General features: G+C 59.4%; 18 protein-coding genes. 13 read left to right on the forward strand and 5 right to left on the reverse strand.

The window, feature by feature from the left end:
- Positions 1-50: 50 nt before the first annotated feature.
- The 3 genes from AC07U5_RS09840 to AC07U5_RS09850 all read right to left on the reverse strand — a co-directional run bounded on the left by AC07U5_RS09840 (position 51) and on the right by AC07U5_RS09850 (position 1,956).
- Positions 51-353: an AzlD family protein gene (locus tag AC07U5_RS09840; protein ID WP_494722887.1), complete on the reverse strand. Its 303-nt coding sequence runs from the start codon at positions 351-353 to the stop codon at positions 51-53.
- Positions 350-1,060: an AzlC family ABC transporter permease gene (locus AC07U5_RS09845; protein ID WP_113225396.1), complete on the reverse strand. Its 711-nt coding sequence runs from the start codon at positions 1,058-1,060 to the stop codon at positions 350-352. Before AC07U5_RS09845 ends, AC07U5_RS09840 begins: the two co-directional genes overlap by 4 nt.
- Positions 1,061-1,134: 74 nt before the next feature.
- Positions 1,135-1,956, reverse strand: a complete 822-nt coding sequence (locus AC07U5_RS09850) for an AraC family transcriptional regulator (protein WP_494723282.1) — start codon at positions 1,954-1,956, stop codon at positions 1,135-1,137.
- 115 nt (positions 1,957-2,071) lie between these two features.
- On the opposite strand from AC07U5_RS09850, the gene alr reads away from it, so the two are divergent.
- The 5 genes from alr (at position 2,072) to AC07U5_RS09875 (ending at position 7,944) form a co-directional block, all read left to right on the forward strand.
- On the forward strand, positions 2,072-3,247 hold the full coding sequence (alr, locus tag AC07U5_RS09855; protein WP_494722888.1) for an alanine racemase: 1,176 nt from the start codon (positions 2,072-2,074) through the stop codon (positions 3,245-3,247).
- 112 nt (positions 3,248-3,359) lie between these two features.
- Positions 3,360-4,763: a DNA repair protein RadA gene (radA, locus tag AC07U5_RS09860; RefSeq protein ID WP_062437950.1), complete on the forward strand. Its 1,404-nt coding sequence runs from the start codon at positions 3,360-3,362 to the stop codon at positions 4,761-4,763.
- Positions 4,764-4,856: 93 nt separating this feature from the next.
- On the forward strand, positions 4,857-5,444 hold the full coding sequence (locus AC07U5_RS09865) for a CvpA family protein (RefSeq protein ID WP_062437952.1): 588 nt from the start codon (positions 4,857-4,859) through the stop codon (positions 5,442-5,444).
- Between the two features lie 138 nt (positions 5,445-5,582).
- Positions 5,583-7,076 (forward strand): amidophosphoribosyltransferase, encoded by a 1,494-nt coding sequence (gene purF / locus AC07U5_RS09870; RefSeq protein WP_494722889.1) that lies wholly within the window; start codon positions 5,583-5,585, stop codon positions 7,074-7,076.
- 127 nt (positions 7,077-7,203) lie between these two features.
- On the forward strand, positions 7,204-7,944 hold the full coding sequence (locus AC07U5_RS09875; protein WP_343108584.1) for an SDR family NAD(P)-dependent oxidoreductase: 741 nt from the start codon (positions 7,204-7,206) through the stop codon (positions 7,942-7,944).
- On the opposite strand, the gene AC07U5_RS09880 is transcribed toward AC07U5_RS09875, so the two are convergent.
- The gene (locus AC07U5_RS09880; protein WP_494722890.1) at positions 7,922-8,155 is read right to left on the reverse strand and encodes a hypothetical protein; all 234 of its coding nucleotides are present in this window, start codon (positions 8,153-8,155) and stop codon (positions 7,922-7,924) included. The genes AC07U5_RS09875 and AC07U5_RS09880 overlap by 23 nt on opposite strands.
- Here AC07U5_RS09880 and cysS point away from each other — a divergent pair.
- From cysS to rarD, 6 genes are all read left to right on the forward strand, one after another.
- Positions 8,154-9,539: a cysteine--tRNA ligase gene (gene cysS / locus AC07U5_RS09885; protein WP_494722891.1), complete on the forward strand. Its 1,386-nt coding sequence runs from the start codon at positions 8,154-8,156 to the stop codon at positions 9,537-9,539. The genes AC07U5_RS09880 and cysS overlap by 2 nt on opposite strands.
- A gap of 45 nt (positions 9,540-9,584) precedes the next feature.
- Positions 9,585-9,740, forward strand: a complete 156-nt coding sequence (locus AC07U5_RS09890; protein WP_494723283.1) for a DUF559 domain-containing protein — start codon at positions 9,585-9,587, stop codon at positions 9,738-9,740.
- Positions 9,737-10,210, forward strand: coding sequence for a GFA family protein (locus tag AC07U5_RS09895; protein ID WP_494722892.1), 474 nt, complete (start codon positions 9,737-9,739; stop codon positions 10,208-10,210). Before AC07U5_RS09890 ends, AC07U5_RS09895 begins: the two co-directional genes overlap by 4 nt.
- On the forward strand, positions 10,210-10,680 hold the full coding sequence (locus AC07U5_RS09900; protein WP_494722893.1) for a GFA family protein: 471 nt from the start codon (positions 10,210-10,212) through the stop codon (positions 10,678-10,680). The genes AC07U5_RS09895 and AC07U5_RS09900 overlap by 1 nt, the downstream gene beginning before the upstream one ends.
- Positions 10,681-10,698: 18 nt before the next feature.
- Positions 10,699-11,655 (forward strand): prolyl aminopeptidase, encoded by a 957-nt coding sequence (gene pip / locus AC07U5_RS09905; protein ID WP_494722894.1) that lies wholly within the window; start codon positions 10,699-10,701, stop codon positions 11,653-11,655.
- 241 nt (positions 11,656-11,896) lie between these two features.
- Complete coding sequence (rarD, locus tag AC07U5_RS09910) at positions 11,897-12,811, forward strand: EamA family transporter RarD (RefSeq protein WP_494722895.1); 915 nt, start codon at positions 11,897-11,899, stop codon at positions 12,809-12,811.
- A gap of 16 nt (positions 12,812-12,827) precedes the next feature.
- Here rarD and AC07U5_RS09915 read toward each other — a convergent pair whose 3' ends face one another.
- Positions 12,828-13,448, reverse strand: a complete 621-nt coding sequence (locus AC07U5_RS09915; RefSeq protein WP_111848008.1) for an LOG family protein — start codon at positions 13,446-13,448, stop codon at positions 12,828-12,830.
- Between the two features lie 155 nt (positions 13,449-13,603).
- On the opposite strand from AC07U5_RS09915, the gene AC07U5_RS09920 reads away from it, so the two are divergent.
- Together AC07U5_RS09920 and AC07U5_RS09925 are read left to right on the forward strand one after the other, a co-directional pair.
- Entirely contained in the window at positions 13,604-15,655 is a 2,052-nt protein-coding gene (locus AC07U5_RS09920; protein ID WP_494722896.1) for a LysM peptidoglycan-binding domain-containing protein, read from the forward strand.
- A 116-nt stretch (positions 15,656-15,771) separates the two neighbouring features.
- A complete protein-coding gene (locus AC07U5_RS09925) occupies positions 15,772-17,658 on the forward strand; it encodes an ABCB family ABC transporter ATP-binding protein/permease (protein ID WP_494722897.1) in 1,887 nt (628 codons plus the stop codon).
- Positions 17,659-17,700: the final 42 nt, after the last annotated feature.

Consider the following 17,700-nt stretch of genomic DNA (forward strand, 5'->3'; position numbering starts at 1 on the left):
TTCCGGACATAGCGCCGTTGTCAAGTCTGCACAACCCTGGGGTCGCTGGACTACAGCCCAAGCGCGCGTAAAACCGCCACGGTTACCACACCCGCAGCTGCGGCAGGTAGAAGCGAAAGGCGCATCGCAGCGAGCGCGGTGACAGCGCAGCCGATGGTTTCGGCAAGGCCGCTCGTCAATGCTGTTGGGGTGACGACGGCCATCAGGACCGCAGGCGGCACGGCGTTGAGCGCGCGTTTGGCTCGATCCGTCATATGGACGTGACGGATGAGAAGGAGACCGCCGAAGCGTGTCGCGAGTGTCGCGACCGCCATGGCGAGGATGGTCAGCAGTGTGTTGGCATCGATGCTCATTGGGGCATCTCCGCCTCGTCCTTGACCAAGGCGGCAACGGCAAGTCCTGCGAGAGCACCTGCAGCGATATACCATGCGCCGGGTACGTATCTATGGGTGACGAAGGCGGCCGTCGCACTCGCCAGAAGAACGAAGCCCGTTTGCCTGCCTTTCCAAAACCCCATCAGAAGCACGATAAAGACCGCAGGGAATGCAAAATCGAGGCCGATGATGGTCGTGTCTCCCATGACGGAGCCGAGCAGAGCGCCTGCCAGCGTTGACAGGTTCCAGACGACATAGATCGAGAGAGCAGCGGCGGCGAAAAATGCCGGACGGAGCGTGCTCGTCATGCTGCGAAATTCCGCCAACGCCCAGGATTCGTCCGTCAAGACAGGCATGGCAAGCCAGCGCTGCCAGGGCTTGAAGCCCTCCATCTTCACGCCGATCGAAGCGCTCATCAATATGTGTCTGAGATTGACGAGCAGTGCCGCAAAACCGAGCGCTCCCCAGCTTGCTGGGTGGGTCCACAGGTCCATGGCGACGAATTGTGAGCCGCCGGCGAAAACGAGGAGTGACATCAGGCAGGCTTCCAGCGGCGACAGGCCTTTGCTGACGGCGATTGCGCCGAAGACAACGCCAATCGGCACCATGGCGACCAGCAGCGGGGACGCAGCTTTGAGGCCGGCGATTAATTCCTGGCGTCCCTCAGGTTTGGCTTTGCTCACCATGTCATTCTCCTTTTTCAGGAGATGCATCTAGGGAACAGCGGGTCGGCCCGTATTGAACGAAAATGATCTGCCGGTCATGCGGCGCGGAATTGACCCGGCGTTACGCCCGTGCGGGCCTTGAAGTGGCGCGTAAAATGCGCCTGATCGGCAAACCCGCATTCGAGCGCAACCGAAGCCGGGCTTTCTCCCTGACGCAACAGATGCCTTGCTCGGCGGATGCGGATATCAGTGAGATAGGCGTGCGGCGTGATGTGGAATTCGCGGCGGAAGGCGCGGATCAAATGCGCACGGCTGAGCCCCGCCATACCCGCCAATTCCTCAAGCCCGACATCCGTATCGAAGTTGTCGTTGAGATATTCACGCGCCTGATAGACCGCGGTTTTCTCGCGTGTCTGGACGGGCAAGATGATGGCGCTGCCGTGCCGGGAAAACAGTTCTGCCAGAACCGAGAACATGCCCTCATCTGCCTCCAGCGCCCCTGCCCCGTTTTCCAACCTGCGATGGGCAATCTGGAAGGCCTGCGCCATCTTCGGGTCATGCGGCAGGAAACCTGGAAAGGATGGTGTGCCGTGAAAGGTGCGGCCCGTCATGTCTTCGATGACCTCAGACAAAAGCGCGATATCTGGATAGATCATGCGGTATCGATAACCGTCACCGCCGGGTGCACCGTCATGTATCTGGCCGGGATCGATCAGATAGAGATGACCAGGGCCAGTGCGCTCCGTCGTGCCCTTGATGGTCGAAATCTGCGAGCCGTTTTCGATGGCGCCGATGGAAAACGTATCATGCGCATGCGGCGAAAACTCATGCGTCAGGAACGTCGCGGTCATGCACTCCATGCCTTTGAAACGCTTGTCCCGCCAGAACCTGGTGGTTTCCGCGCGCGAAAGCGGCATGTGGTCGGTGGCCTGTTCCTGCGAAACATTGTGCATAGCTCGGGTTTAGCCCAATCCGTCATGACCGTCTTGAACAAAAGTGATAGACCACGGCGACATTCAAAAGGTGCAGACCATGACAGACGACCTCGATGACAGCTTCTCCGAGATGGATGCGGATGCATTCGAAACCGCGCCACTTCGGCTGACCATAGATCTCGCCGCACTTGCAGATAACTTTCGCGACATGCAGCGCCGTTCCGGCAAGGCACGCGCCGCCGCCGTGGTGAAGGCGGATGCCTATGGCATGGGGATTGAGGATTGTGGCGCGACGCTCTATCACGCCGGTGCTCGGGATTTCTTTGTCGCCAGTGTGTCGGAGGGCGTTACGCTTCGTCCTCATGCGCCGGAAGCGCGCATCTTCGTTCTTTCCGGCATCTGGCCGGGCCAGGAGCGCGATGTCTTCGCCCATGATCTCGTGCCAGTCATTGCCTCTGAAGAGCAGCTCTCCTTCTGGACGAGCGCGCTTGCGGAGCGCGGCGATCATCCTTTTGCGCTGCATGTCGATACGGGTTTCAACCGGCTTGGGCTTCCACTCGAAGACGCGCTTTATCTCGCCGATGACCCGACACGTCCAGCAAGCTTCGATCCCGTATTGGTCATGTCGCATCTTGCTAGCGCCGATACCCCCTCTTCACCAATGAACAAGGCGCAGCTTGAATCATTTCGCAGAGTTAGCGCGGCTTTCGAAGGTATAGAATCAAGCCTTTCAGCCTCTGCCGGAATCTTCCTCGGCCCGGACTACCACTTCGACCTGACGCGTCCAGGCATCTCGCTTTACGGCGGCGAAGCGGTCAATGACATGAAGAACCCCATGTGCCCGGTCGCTAAGGCGGAGGCGAGGATCATCCAGATTCGCGAGGCCGGTGAAGGGCAGACGGTCAGCTATGGCGGCACCTATCAGTTGAAGCGGGCGAGCCGTCTGGCGATCGCGGCCGTCGGTTATGCCGATGGCTATTCGCGATCGCTCTCCGGCTCCGGCATTCCGCTGCGCGAGATGGGCCGTGGGGGCGCGGAAGGGTTCATCAATGGCTATCGCGTCCCGGTCGCTGGTCGCATCACCATGGACCTCACCATTTTCGACGTCACCGACGTGCCGGAACGTGCCATTCGCGCAGGCGACTATATCGAGCTCTTCGGGCCGAATGTTCCAGTCGATGAAGTGGCACGGGCCGCGGGCACCATCGGCTACGAGATGCTGACAAGCCTCGGGCTTCGGTATGAGCGGCAATATCTGATCGGCGACGAGTAACGATTTCCACCTCTTGGAAAGCTCGGACGATCCGTGCTAGACGAGAACAAAACGGGATCGAAATTCTTCGCGACCCCGCTCGTTACTCTCTAAAAGAAAAAGACTGACATTCATGGCCAAAGCCAAGACACAATTCGTCTGCCAGAACTGCGGCACGGTGCACACCCGTTGGGCGGGAAAATGCGAGGGCTGCGGCGAGTGGAACACCATCGTCGAAGAAGACCCGATGGGCGGAATTGGCGGCGGCCCCGGCAAGACGCCGAAGAAGGGCCGTCCAGTCACCCTCACCTCGCTTTCCGGTGAAATCGAGGAGGCACCGCGCATTCCAACCGGCATGAGCGAACTGGATCGTGCGACGGGCGGGGGCTTCGTGCGCGGATCGGCAGTTCTGATCGGTGGCGATCCGGGCATCGGAAAATCGACCCTTCTAATGCAGGCTGCGGCGGCACTCTCCCGGCAAGGTCATCGTGTCGTTTACGTATCGGGCGAAGAGGCTGTAGCGCAGGTGCGCTTGCGGGCGCAGCGTCTTGGTGCGGCGGACACCGACGTGTTGCTGGCGGCTGAAACCAACGTCGAAGATATTCTGGCGACGATTTCCGAGGGCAAACGGCCCGATCTCGTCATCATCGATTCCATTCAGACGCTGTGGAGCGACACCGCCGATTCCGCCCCTGGCACAGTGACGCAGGTGCGCACCGGCGTTCAGGCGATGATCCGGTTTGCCAAGCAGACGGGTGCCACCATGGTACTCGTCGGCCATGTAACCAAGGAAGGCCAGATCGCCGGTCCGCGTGTGGTGGAACACATGGTGGATGCCGTGCTCTATTTCGAAGGCGATCGTGGGCATCATTACCGCATCCTTCGTACCGTCAAGAACCGTTTCGGCCCGACCGATGAAATCGGTGTGTTCGAAATGTCTGACAGGGGTCTGCGCGAGGTCTCCAATCCATCGGAGCTTTTCCTTGGAGAGCGCAACGAAAAATCCCCGGGTGCGGCTGTTTTCGCCGGTATGGAAGGCACGCGGCCAGTGTTGGTGGAGGTTCAGGCCCTGGTGGCGGCCACGTCGCTCGGCACACCGCGTCGTGCTGTGGTGGGATGGGACTCCTCACGCCTTGCCATGATTCTTGCCGTGCTCGAGGCCCATTGCGGCGTGAAGCTTGGCCAGCACGATGTCTACCTCAACATCGCCGGTGGCTACCGGATTTCGGAGCCCGCGGCAGACATGGCGATTGCTTCTGCACTGGTTTCCTCGCTTGCCGGTCTTGCCCTGCCTGCCGATTGCGTCTATTTCGGCGAAATCAGCCTGTCGGGCGCAGTGCGGCCGGTTTCCCAAACGGCGCAGCGGTTGAAGGAAGCCGAGAAACTTGGATTTTCCGCCGCATTTCTGCCTTCAGCATCGGCAGAACTCCCGAAGGGCTCAAAGGGGCGCTGGACGGAGATTGAAAGCCTCCCCGATCTCGTGGCGCGCATTGCCGGCTCGGGCAACCGCTTCAGACAGGCTGAGGAAGACGAATAATGATCCTTTCGCTGGTTACCCGGCTAGTGTAAGAGGATCGCAAATTGGCACAGCGGCTCCCTGTTTGGGTGCTGCGACCTCCGGAGTTGGTAAATGCCCATTACGATTTTCGACGGTATCGTTCTTGCCGTTGTGCTTTTCTCCGCCGTTCTCGCCATGGTGCGCGGGTTCTCGCGTGAAATTCTGTCCATCGCAAGTTGGGTTGGCTCCGTTGCAGCTGCTTATTATCTCTACCCGCTGCTGCTTCCCTATGCGCGCAACTATACCGATGACGACAAGATCGCGATTGCCGGTTCGGCCGGTCTGGTCTTTCTCGTTGCGCTGATCATCATTTCCTTCATTACCTCGCGTGTCGCCGACTTCATCATCGACAGCCGCATTGGTGCGCTGGATCGCACACTCGGTTTTCTCTTCGGTGCGGCGCGTGGCCTGCTTCTGCTCGTCGTCGCGGTCGCCTTCTGGAACTGGCTGGTCGATGTCAGAACGCAGCCCGAATGGGTGACGCAGGCCAAGTCCAAGCCGTTCCTCGATGGTTTGGTCGGAAAGCTTGAGGCGGTTCTGCCGGATGATATCGAGCCGCAAATCCGCGCTCGCATTCTCGGCAAAAAGACAGAGACGACACCTGAGCAGGCGCCCGCGGAAGACGCACCGGCAACCACGGCACCGGTACCAGCGAATTGATGCGATAGCGCGCCTTGCAATAGATGCAAGGCGCGCTATTTGTGCTAGATACTTCGACATAGGCAGCAGACAGGCCAAACCGGCAAAGCAATTCGTCGGGGCGGTTTTTGTTTTTGGCAGTAAGCAAAGGCAAGCCAGATGAATGAGCCGCTTTCGCATTCCACCTTCAATGACATTATCGATGGCGATACGCTGCATGAGGAATGCGGTGTGTTCGGCATCCTCGGTCACGCGGATGCGGCGGCCCTCACGGCGCTCGGCCTGCATGCTCTCCAGCATCGCGGCCAGGAAGCGGCCGGTATCGTTTCCTTCGATGGCAAGCGCTTCCATCAGGAGCGGCACATGGGGCTGGTGGGCGATCACTACACCAACCCAATGACACTTGCCCGCCTGCCCGGCTCGATCTCTATTGGTCACACCCGCTACTCCACCACCGGTGAAGTGGCGATGCGCAACGTGCAGCCGCTGTTTGCCGAATTGGAAGAAGGCGGTATCGCCATTGCCCATAACGGCAACTTCACCAACGGCCTGACGCTTCGCCGCCAGATCATCGCAACCGGTGCGATCTGCCAGTCCACCTCCGATACCGAAGTCGTGCTGCATCTCATTGCGCGCTCGCGCCACTCCTCCACCGCCGACCGCTTTATCGACGCGATCCGCCAGATGGAAGGCGGCTATTCGATGCTTGCGATGACCCGCACCAAGCTGATTGCCGCGCGCGACCCCACCGGCATTCGCCCGCTCGTCATGGGCGATCTCGACGGCAAGCCGATCTTCTGTTCGGAGACCTGTGCACTCGACATTATCGGCGCGAAATTCGTGCGCGACGTGGAGAACGGCGAAGTCATCATCTGCGAAATCCAGCCAGATGGCTCGATCAGCATCGACGCGCGCAAGCCGAACAAGCCGCAGCCCGAACGCCTCTGCCTGTTCGAATATGTCTATTTCGCCCGTCCCGACTCGGTCGTCGGCGGTCGCAACGTCTACACGACGCGCAAGAACATGGGCATGAATCTCGCCAAGGAAGCACCGCTTGAGGCCGACGTCGTCGTGCCGGTGCCGGATGGCGGCACGCCTGCAGCGCTTGGTTTTGCGCAGGAAAGCGGCATTCCGTTTGAATATGGCATCATCCGCAACCACTATGTCGGTCGTACCTTCATCGAGCCGACACAGCAAATCCGCGCTTTTGGCGTGAAGCTGAAGCATTCGGCCAACCGGGCGATGATCGAGGGCAAGCGTGTCGTTCTGGTGGATGATTCGATCGTTCGCGGCACGACATCGGTTAAGATCGTACAGATGATCCGTGAAGCGGGCGCCAAGGAAGTCCACATCCGCGTTGCCAGCCCGATGATTTTTCATCCCGATTTCTACGGTATCGACACGCCGGATGCCGACAAGCTTCTCGCCAACCAGTGTGCTGACGTGGATGCGATGGCGAAGTATATCGGCGCGGACTCGCTCGCCTTCCTGTCGATCAACGGACTTTATCGTGCTGTTGGCGGCGAAGACCGCAACCCTGTCCGTCCGCAGTTCACCGACCATTACTTCACCGGTGAATATCCGACCCGCCTGCTCGACAAGAATGGCGAGTCGATGGGGAGCAAGATTTCCATGCTCGCCAGCAACGGCTGATCGCTTCAAGCCCGCATCTAAACTGCGGGCTTTTGTTTGCGGCCACCTGCGACCTTGAAGCCGCTTGCCGGACATGTCCTCCCTCAGTAAGAGAGAGCGGACGACCGAACGACATTCAGGGGGGACCATGACCATCGACCTTAAAGGCCGGATCGCACTCGTGACCGGCGCTTCACGCGGAATCGGCTATTTCACTGCGGTCGAACTGGCGAAAGCCGGCGCCCATGTCATCGCCTGTGCACGCACCGTTGGTGGGCTGGAAGATCTGGACGATGCCATCAAGGCGGTCGGTGGAACGGCAACGCTCGTTCCCTTCGATCTCGCCGACATGAAGGCGATCGATGCTCTCGGCGCCTCTATTCACGAACGTTGGGGCAAGCTGGATATTCTGGTTGCCAATGCCGGGATGCTTGGCGTCATTTCACCTGTCGGCCATATCGAGGCCAAGGTGTTTGAAAAGGTGATGAACATTAACGTCACCGCGACGTGGCGCCTGATCCGCTCGGTCGAGCCGCTTCTGTTGAAATCCGATGCTGGACGTGCGCTGATCCTGTCGTCCGGCGCTGCCCATTCCTGTCGTCCGTTCTGGGGCGTCTACTCCACCTCAAAGGCTGCCGTCGAAGCGCTGGCACGCACCTGGGCTGCCGAAACCGAGCAGACCCATCTGCGCATCAACAGCATCAATCCGGGTGCGACGCGCACGGCGATGCGGGCTCAGGCGATGCCCGGCGAAGATCCCGACACCCTCCCCCATCCTTCGGAAGTGGCCCAAGCCATCGTTCCGCTTGCCTCTCCGGAGCTTACCGAGACCGGCAAGATCTATGTGGTTCGCGACCAGAAATTCGTCAGCTATCGCGCGCCGGAATGACTTGCGAACCGGCGTGAATCTGAAAGCGATGCTCTTGACCGACAACGGGCATCGTTTCATAAAGCAAGCCATGAAAATAACGATCTGCCGCTGCTGCTGAGTTGAATTTTGCTGGCTTAACCCCCGGCCAGATCGTTTTCGTCTCCTGAAAGGTCAAAGCAGACAAACGCTCCGGTGGGGTCAATCTCCGATACCCGAAGGAAATACGCATGTCCTTGCGCTTGAAGCTCTACAACACGCTGACCCGCGAAAAAGCCGAATTCCAGCCGATCGATGCGAAGAATGTGCGCATGTATGTCTGCGGCCCGACGGTCTATGACTACGCTCATATTGGCAACGCCCGCCCTGTCATCGTTTTCGACGTGCTCTATCGCCTGTTGCGCCATGTCTATGGCGAGAACGGCGTCACCTATGCGCGCAACATCACCGATGTGGACGACAAGATCAATGCGCGGGCGCTTCGCGATTACCCGGACCTGCCGCTGAACGACGCGATCCACGCGGTGACGGAAAAGACCGCCAACCAGTTTCATCAGGATGTCGCAGCGCTTGGCTGCCTTGAGCCGACGGTGGAGCCGCGCGCAACCGATAACATCGCCCAGATGATCGACATCATCGAGAAGCTGATCGCGCGTGGCCATGCCTATGTCGCAGCGGGCGAAGTGCTGTTCGACACCAAATCCATGAGTGACTACGGCCAGCTTTCCAAGCGCCCTTTGGACGAACAACAGGCCGGCGCACGCATCGCGGTCGATGCGCACAAGAAAAACCCCGGCGACTTCGTGCTGTGGAAGCTTTCAAGCCATAACGAACCCGGCTGGGAAAGCCCGTGGGGTCGCGGCCGCCCCGGCTGGCATATCGAATGCTCGGCCATGTCGGGACGCTATCTTGGCGAGGTCTTCGACATTCACGGCGGCGGCCTCGACCTGATCTTCCCCCACCATGAAAACGAAATCGCCCAATCGCGTTGCGCTCACGGAACGCATGTGATGGCCAACGTCTGGATGCATAACGGCTTCGTGCAGGTCGAAGGCCGCAAGATGTCGAAGTCCGACGGCAATTTCGTTACCATCTATGATCTCCTGCACAGCGAAGCCTTTGGCGGGCGCAAATGGCCAGGCGAAGTTCTGCGGCTGGCAATGCTGATGACGCATTACCGTGAGCCGATCGACTTCTCGGTGAAGCGTCTGGAGGAAGCCGAGCGGCTGCTGGCGAAGTGGCCGGTTGCGGAAGCGGGCGACGCCGAGGTCGACCAGAGCGTGCTCGACGCGCTTGCCGACGATCTCAATACCGTCGCCGCCGTCCAGGCACTGCATGCTCTGGCCCAGGCCGCCAACGCCGATCCGGAAAAACTTCCCGTGTTTGCGGCGAGTGCCGCACTTCTTGGCGTGCTGCCGAAGAAGACGGAGGTGGATGAGGCAATTGCTGCTGCTGTGGATTCGCTCGTTGCCATGCGGCTGGAGATGCTGAAGGCGAAGAATTTCGCCGAGGCGGATCGGATCAGGGATGAGTTGTCGGCCAAGGGCATTCAGTTGAAGGACGGCAAGGACAAGGAGACGGGGGAGCGGGTGACGTCTTGGGAGTTGAAGCGGTAGGGTTTCAAACTGCCGGTCTTACTTTTCATTCGCAGCTTACCCCCTCTGCCCTGTCGGGCAGGTCGCTACGACCGGCAAAGAACCGAAACTCTCCAGCAAAACGGCTGGACCGTCATACGCTCCTGGAACGATGACGTCCTCCACCAGATAGACGATGTGTGCCTCAACATCCTGCGATCTATACCAAAGGAGCCATCATGACCACTCACACCGGCGGATGCCAATGCGGCGCGATACGGTTTCGAGCAGAAGGCGTTTTGAAGGATAGCTCGATCTGCCATTGTCGCATGTGCCAGAAAGCGTTCGGGGCCTATTATGCCCCACTCGTTTCTGTGCGTGGTGCGGAGTTTCATTGGACACGCGGTGAGCCGAAGCGGTTCCAATCCTCCAACCATGTGAAGCGTGGCTTCTGCGGTGACTGCGGTACGCCGCTGACCTATGAGGCGCCGGATGGGATGGCGATTGCGGCGGGTGCCTTCGATGATCCAGCGGCGCTACCGCCCGTCATCCAATGGGGCGTCGAGAACAAGATCGGTTTTGTCGATCATCTGCACACGCTTCCGGAAGAAGAAACCGAGGCGGATTTGACGTCTGCAAGTTTCATCGCCGGCCTTGTATCCTATCAGCATCCGGACCACGATACGGTGGAGTGGCCAGAGGAGAAGGGTTGATGAGCGAGGCAGGATATTCAGGTGGGTGCCAGTGCGGGGCAGTCCGCTTTCATGCGGGCAAGCTTGGCCGGCCGTCGATTTGCCATTGCCGCATGTGCCAGAAGCATTTCGGCAATTTCTTCTGCGCGCTCGTCACGGCTGATCAGGCGCACCTCACATGGACCCGCGGCCAGCCCAGCCTCTTCCGGTCGTCGACCAAGATCCATCGCGGCTTCTGCAACAAATGCGGCACGCCGCTGACCTATTACTATCCGGGCGGCGTCGAGATCGCCATTGGCGCCTTCGATCACCCCGATCAGATCGAGCCACAGGTGCAGGTCAACGCGCATATGCAGATGCCTTGGATCAAGGCGCTGTTCGACAAGCCGGAGATCAGGCAGAGCGTCGACGAAAGCACGATCATTTCCTATCAGCATCCAGACCACGATACCGTGGTCTGGCCGCCCGAAGACGAAGCAAACAAGGCATAGCATCAAGGACTGAATTCCATGACTGAAATACTGCGTGGCCTCTATCCGGAGATCGAACCCTACGAGACCGGCTTTCTCGATGTCGGCGATGGCCACACGATTTACTGGGAGCGCGTCGGCACCAAAGGCGGCAAGCCTGCGGTCTTCCTGCATGGTGGCCCGGGCGGTGGCGTCAACCCGACGCAGCGCCGTGTCTTCGATCCCGCTCTCTATGACGTCGTGTTGTTCGACCAGCGCGGCTGCGGACGCTCGACGCCGCATGCGAGCCTCGAAGCCAATACAACCTGGCACCTGGTCGCGGACATCGAAAAGCTGCGCCAGAAATTTGGCTATGACGAATGGCAGGTCTTCGGTGGCTCCTGGGGCTCGACGCTGGCGCTCGCCTATGCCGAGACCCATCCTGAGCATGTCAGCGAGTTGATCGTGCGCGGCATCTATCTGCTGACCAAGCGGGAACTGGACTGGTACTACCAGTTTGGCGTTTCGGAAATGTATCCCGAGCGTTGGGAAACCTTCATCGCGCCTATTCCCGAGGCGGATCGCGGGCAGATGATGGCGAGCTATTATCGCTATCTCACGGGTACCGACGAAAAGAAGAAGCTGGAATGTGCCAAGGCGTGGAGCCAATGGGAAGGTGCGACGATCGCGCTCGTGACCGATCCGGCACGCGTGGATCAATTCGGAGAAGATCACTACGCCATCGCCTTTGCCCGCATCGAAACCCACTTCTTCGTCAATGCCGGCTGGCTCGACGACGGACAGTTGCTGCGCGATGCCCACAAGCTGAAAGACATTCCGGGCGTCATCGTGCACGGTCGCTATGATATGCCCTGCCCGGCAAAGACGGCGTGGGACTTGTCCAAGGCGTGGCCGAAGGCCGACCTCCACATCATCGAAGCAGCAGGTCACGCGATGACCGAGCCCGGTATTCTCGATCAACTGATCCGCGCGACGGATCGCTTCGCTGGGAAGTGAGACCAGCCCTGCCGTCGCCTGATGTTCAGCCTTGAGCGTCACGCGACGGCGATAAAATTGAGCAAAATCTGGAATCGTTTCAGCTTCTTACGGCCATCACCTCTCAGACTGATTCATCTCGCATAGGCTTGCTGTTTGAGCATTTGCAGCTTTTCTAACCAAAGCTTCACGGAAATGAATTGGTACATCACGCCAAAGGGGAATACTGCGAAGAGACCCCGATCATATTGGCAGTATTCCCATGGCAATGAACCCCACCATTCAGGCTCCCCAGGCGGGCGATAGCGTCCGTGGCTTCATCTACGCACTGACGGCCTATCTTCTTTGGGGTTTCCTGCCCTTCTACATGAAGGCCGTAGCGCATATTTCGCCGCTCGAGGTCATCGTTCATCGCGTCGTCTGGTCGGTACCGATTGCAGCCATCGTGCTGATCGTGCTCGGTCGAACCGCCGAAATCCGCCAGGCGCTGACCACGCCTCGCATGCTTGCCATGGCCTGCCTCACCGCATCGCTGATCAGCGTCAACTGGGGTATCTACATCTGGGCTATCGGCTCGGGTCATGCGCTGGACGCTGCACTCGGCTACTTCATCAATCCGCTCTTCAGCATTCTTCTCGGCGCCTTGATCCTGAAGGAAAAGCTCAGTCGCATGCAGATCGCTGCCATTTCGCTGGTTGCGGTTGCCGTGGCGCTTTTGACATGGAATGCCGGCGGCCTGCCTTGGGTGGCGCTCGCGCTGACCGTATCCTGGGGCTTTTACGCCTTCTTCCGCAAGACGCTGCCGATCGGGCCGACACAGGGCTTCCTCTTGGAGGTGCTGCTGCTGACTCCCCCCGCTCTTGCCTTCATCGTTTATCTGGCCTTCACCGGGCAAGGACATTTCTTTGCGGGCACAGCGCAGGATAGCTGGCTTCTGGCGGCAAGCGGACTCATCACCGCCGTCCCTCTGATCTTCTATGGCAATGGCGCCAAGCTCTTGAAGCTCTCCACCATCGGCATCATGCAGTATATCGCACCATCGATGATCTTCGTCATCGCGGTTTTCGTCTTCAAGGAACCCTTCGACATGGTGCGCATGATCGCCTTTACGATGATCTGGGCGGCACTGGCGGTCTATACCCTGCCGAGCCTGATGAAAGGCAGAGCTGCCGGTTGACCGGCAGCGTTAAGCTTTAAAGCTTCGCAATCACCGAAGGGTCGCCTTCCGGATTTTGCTGTGACACGGCACGTTCGATGATGGCCGGCACTATATCGTCGATCCGGTCGATCACCAACGGGTTCAGCAAATGAGCGCGGTGGATGAAGCCTTGGTCGCGCATATGGCGGATCAGCTCCAGCATAGGGTCCCAGAAACCGTTGATATTGGCGAAGACCATGGGCTTGGCGTGACGACCAAGCTGCGCCCAGGTCATGATCTCGACGATCTCTTCCACGGTGCCGATACCGCCGGGCAAAGTGACGAACGCATCCGCGCGCTCGAACATCATGTGCTTGCGCTCATGCATGTCCTTGGTGATCACAAGTTCGTTCAATTGGCCAAGAGAATGGCGTGTCGCTTCCATATCGACGAGAAACTCGGGTATGATGCCCGTTACTTCGCCGCCGTTTGACAGAACGCCGCTTGCGACTGCACCCATGATGCCCTTGGTGCCGCCACCATAGACGAGGCGAATGCCGTTTTCGGCCAGGGATTTCCCAAGGTTGCGGCCTGCTTCCATATAGGCGGGATCGCGCCCGGGCTGAGAGCCGCAATAGACGCAGATGGATCGAATCGAATGGTTTTCATGTGTCATGGCCGGCACCGAACTACGCAGGGTCAATTCCGTCAAGAAATTTTGGGGGAAGATACGACAAACGCGGCGCTTTGGCGGAGGTGACGCTTGTATGAAAAGCGCTAAAACGCTAGCAATCCACGATAATATTGCGAAGAATGATCTGGAGACACATAATGAAAAATAAAAGAGCTGGATTGTTGGCGCTTGTCGTGCTCGGCATTGCCACGCTGCTCATGGTCTTCTTCGTTCTTCCTCGCATGTCCGGTGATGACAAGCCGATCGGCGACGCCATCAACGAAGCCAGCAATGCCGTCAAGAACAGCGTTGAGATGGGCAGTGAAAAGGCGGGCGACCTTCTGTCGGATGCCGCCAAGGACACGACCAATATTGCGGAAAAGGTTGGCCGTCTGGCGGAATCCGCCAACAAGTCCATCAAGGACATGAGCAACCTCTTTGCCGACAGCAAGGTGCCCTCCAATGAAGAGTTTGCTGCCGCCCGCAAGCAGGTCGAAGACTCGCTTCGCGAGTTGGAAAACATCGACATTCCGGAATCGCTCGACGAGACGACCTCGCGTCTGATCACGACTGCGCGTACGGCAGCCGAGCGGACCACGGCCTATCTTCGCAGCTTGCCGACAGATGCCGCAGCGGCCGCAGCTCAAGTCCGCCGTCTTGCTGGCGTGTTCGCGGGCACGGATGATGGCGCTCCTCGAACGGAGGCGCCTGCCGCCGCTCCTCAGCCGGCCCAGACGCCTGCACAGCCCGCGACACCATCGGCACCGACAACCACGGGCGATGCGGCTCAGCTCCCGACATTCGACGTTTTGCGCGTCGAGCCGGATGGTTCGGCGGTGATTGCCGGCAAGGCGCAACCGGGTTCGCAGCTTGAAATCGTCAACAAGGGTGAGGTTATCGCCAAGACGCCGGTTGAGGGCAGCGGCGATTTCGCAGCCGTTCTCGACAATCCACTCCCACCTGGCGACCATGAACTGGTGCTGCGCGCAACCGGAAAGGACGGCAAAGTCTCCGAGTCCAGTGAAGTGGCGACCGTGTCCGTCCCCGCCCAAAACAACGGCGATCTGCTTGCCATGGTCACGACACCTGGCAAGGCCAGCCGCGTTCTGACCATGCCGGAAGCCGCTCCGCCTGCCCTGCAAGCGCAGGCCATACCACCTGCTGCAAACGGCACACAAACGCCCGCGAACGCTGCACAGAGCGGCAATGCAGCGTCAGCCAACGCCGCACCTGAAACTGCGTCCGTGCGCGTCACCGCCGTCGAGTTCGACGGCTCAAAAATTTATATCGCCGGCTCTGCACCCGCGGGCACGACGATCCGCGCCCTGGTGGACGATACCCGTGTTGGCGAAAGCAAGGCAGAAGCCTCCGGCAGTTTTGTCGTTGAAGGCGACATCCAGCTTTCGGTCGGCAGCCACATCATCACGGCGGAAGCGCTCGATGCGTCCGGCAAGGTGACCGTGCGTGTGCGCGTGCCGTTCTCCCGCCCGGACACGGATCAGGCCACGGTTGCCATGCAGCCATCCGGCGCACCTGCCGCCCAGCAGAACGCGACGGCATCCGGCAAGGCTCCGGCTGCGGTCACCGATCAGGCTGCGTTCGAAGCGCTGCGCACGGAAGTGTCGAAGGCCTTCAGTATCCTGTCCGGTCTCTTTAAGGACGGCAAGACACCGACGCTTGACGAGGTCGCGGCAGCAAAGTCTGCAACGGTTATCGCGCTTCGTTCGCTTTCGGAGTTCCGCACTGCGGCTTCTGCCGACCCGGCCTTTACCGCATTCGTTGCTGGCATCTCTCACAAGGCGCGTTCCCTGCTCTCGCTCGTTGAAGCACTGCCAAGCGATGTCGCGGCTGTCGGTAAGGCCATTTCAGGCCTGACAGCTCGTTTCGAGGAGCTGAACGCATCAGCCCCCACAACATCTGCGCCGGCGAATGCTGGCACTCCGGCTACTGATGCGTCCGGCACAAAGACCTTCGAACAGGCGCCGCTTGCGCATAGCGACAGCGCGGTGATCATTCGCCGCGGCGATACGCTGTGGCAAATTTCGCGCCGCGTCTATGGTCAGGGCGTGCGTTACACCACCATCTACCTTGCCAATCAGCAGCAAATCCAGAACCCGGATCTGATCGAGCCAGGCCAGATTTTCGACGTACCGGAAAAGGCGCTGCCAAATGCCGAAGAGATCCACCGCAACCGGTTGAAGACGCGGTAAGAATAGGACCCAGGGCATTGCAAATGCCCTGTCAGGACACTATCTAATTTAGACAACGGCGGCTCATCAGGGCCGCCGTCTTGCTGTCTGCATCCCGGCAGACGCCGGAGCAGAGCATGGCCGACAAGAAGAAGACGATTTCAGCGGATTCCAGCAATCCGATGCAGACCATTGTCAACCTGTGGCCCTATATGTGGCCGGAGGGCAGACCCGATCTGAAGATGCGGGTGGTCTGGGCCACCTTCTTCCTGCTCATTGCCAAGCTGGTGTTGATCTCCGTTCCCTATTTCTTCAAATGGGCGACCGATGCACTGAATGGCAAGGTCGATATGGCGGGGCTGCTGCCCGTCTTCCTGCTGGGTGCGGTTGCGCTGGTCATCGCCTATAACATCACCCGCATTATCCAGATCGGCTTCAACCAGCTTCGAGATTCACTCTTCGCCAGCGTTGGTCAGCACGCGGTGCGCCAGCTTGCCTACAAGACCTTCGTGCATATGCACCAGCTTTCGCTGCGCTTTCATCTCGAGCGCAAGACGGGCGGTCTTTCGCGCATCATCGAGCGTGGCACGAAGGGCATCGAAACCATCGTGCGTTTCACCATCCTCAACACCGCCCCGACATTCATCGAATTCCTGCTGACGGCGGCGATTTTCTGGGTGTCCTATGGCTTCTGGTATGTCTTCGTCACCGTCGTGACCGTCTGGGCCTATATCTGGTTCACGGTCAAAGCCAGCAACTGGCGCATTTCCATTCGTCGGTCGATGAATGACAGCGATACCGACGCCAACACCAAGGCGATCGACTCGCTTCTCAACTTCGAAACGGTGAAATATTTCGGCAATGAGGGCATGGAAGCCCAGCGCTTCGATGCCTCCATGGCGCGTTACGAGAAGTCCGCCGTCGCCATTTGGACGTCGCTCGGCTGGCTCAACTTCGGCCAGGGCGTCATCTTCGGTCTTGGTTCGCTCGTCATGATGGTGATGTCGGCGCTCGCGGTTCAGCGCGGCGAACAGACCATCGGCGACTTCGTCTTCATCAATGCGCTGCTTCTCCAGCTTTCCGTACCGCTCAACTTCATAGGCTTCGTCTATCGCGAAATCCGCCAGGGTCTGACGGATATCGAGCAGATGTTCGATCTTCTGGAAGTCGAGGCGGAAGTGGTGGATGCACCGGATGCCAAGCCACTCCAAATCGGCACGGGCGCTGTCAGCTTTAAGGACGTCCAGTTTTCCTACGATCCTGAGCGCCCGATTCTCAAGGGCATCTCCTTCGATGTGCCGGCCGGCAAGACCATTGCCATTGTCGGACCGTCCGGAGCGGGGAAATCGACGATCTCCCGCCTGCTCTATCGTTTCTACGATATCCAAGGCGGTTCGATCACCATTGATGGCCAGGACATTCGCGACGTGACGCAGAAAAGCCTGCGCGCGGTGGTCGGCATGGTCCCGCAGGACACGGTGCTGTTCAACGACACTCTGGCCTACAACATTCGCTACGGCCGCCCCGACGCACCTGACGCCGATGTCACGGCCGCCGCCAATGCGGCGCAGATCAGCGGCTTCATCAGCAAGTTACCGGACGGGTTTCAGACCATGGTCGGCGAACGCGGCCTGAAGCTTTCCGGCGGCGAGAAACAGCGTGTTGCGATTGCTCGCACCATATTGAAGGCACCGCCGATCCTCATCCTCGACGAGGCAACATCGGCGCTCGATACCCATACAGAACAGGAAATTCAGAGCGCGCTGGATGTGGTCTCGCAAAACCGCACCACGCTGGTGATCGCTCACCGCCTCTCCACCGTCATCGGTGCGGACGAGATCATCGTTCTGAAGGATGGAAACATCGCCGAGCGGGGCACCCATTCGTCATTGATGCTGGCCGGTGGCCTCTACGCCTCGATGTGGAGCCGTCAGCGCGAAGCGATCCAGGCCGAGGAAAGGCTTCGGGAAGTTCGCGAGAAGGACGACCTTGGCGTCGTGGATCGTGGCGAACCCGCGCATTGACCGCGGTATAAACCGGCCCAACTGCTGCGCACCATTGCTCGT

It is taken from the genome of Agrobacterium sp. GW821-FHT02D03 (assembly GCF_059421725.1).